Here is a 761-nt window from a genome sequence, read left to right as displayed (position 1 = left end):
CCTGCTCCGCGCCGTCCACGGGGTGCCACTCGCCCCCGACGTACCCCCCGCCCCCGACCGGACGGCCGCGGCCTGCTTCGCCGCCAAGATGGCCCTGGAGATCGGCGCCTCCGACCCCGAGGTGCAACGCCTGGCCAACGACTGCTTCTCCGTGGTCCGCACGGCGGTGGCCGAGTGCGTGCGAGCGGCGCAGCGCCACGGCGACATCGACCCCGATGCCGATCCCGACGACCTCGCCTACCTCCTGCTGACCGTCATCCGCGGGAGCGACGTCGTCGGCGCATACGGCCACAGCCCCGCCCGCCTGACCTCGATCGCGGAAAGCGCGTTCGCACTCCTGCCCCGCCCACGCCACCACTGACAACGGCAGGGCCGGCCCCGTTGCACCGGCACCTGATGCGGCCGGCCCACTTCGACGCCGCGCAGGCACGGCCCGCAGGTTCACGCGCCGCCGGGCGGTCGCCCGGGCGGCCGGCGAAGAACTGCGCCCGCATCCAGTCGAGTTGCTCCCCCGCATACACGGTGTCGCCGGCCTTGAACCGCACGGTCAGCCGGCCGAACGCCTCGCCGCCGGCAGACAGTGGCACTCGGTCCGCCGCTGCGCCAACCCGGACCGCGTGTGCAGGAATTCGTGCCAGTGCTCCGCCGCGGTGCCCTCGTAGAGCTGGGTGCCGCCCCCTGCGGATGCGGGCAGCGGTACGGACTCCCGCCGGGCATCGACGAGTCGGCGACCGGCCCGATCGTCGCCATCCTGCGCGAGA

At 74.4% G+C, this 761-nt stretch carries 2 protein-coding genes; one reads left to right on the top strand and one right to left on the bottom strand.

Going from position 1 to position 761, the window contains the following annotated elements; all coding sequences use genetic code 11:
- Window positions 1-361 (top strand): TetR family transcriptional regulator C-terminal domain-containing protein (locus AQJ46_RS04750; RefSeq protein WP_404828366.1); only part of this gene is annotated, 361 nt, incomplete at its 5' end.
- Between the two features lie 186 nt (window positions 362-547).
- Here the strand turns inward: AQJ46_RS04750 and AQJ46_RS56515 are convergent.
- On the bottom strand, window positions 548-761 hold a 214-nt coding region (locus AQJ46_RS56515), incomplete at its 5' end, for a hypothetical protein (RefSeq protein WP_208616871.1).

Source organism: Streptomyces canus (genome assembly GCF_001514145.1).
GTDB classification, from domain to species: domain Bacteria; phylum Actinomycetota; class Actinomycetes; order Streptomycetales; family Streptomycetaceae; genus Streptomyces; species Streptomyces canus.
Note: the sequence above shows the minus strand (reverse complement) of the source record. Positions and strands in the feature narration are given on the sequence as shown.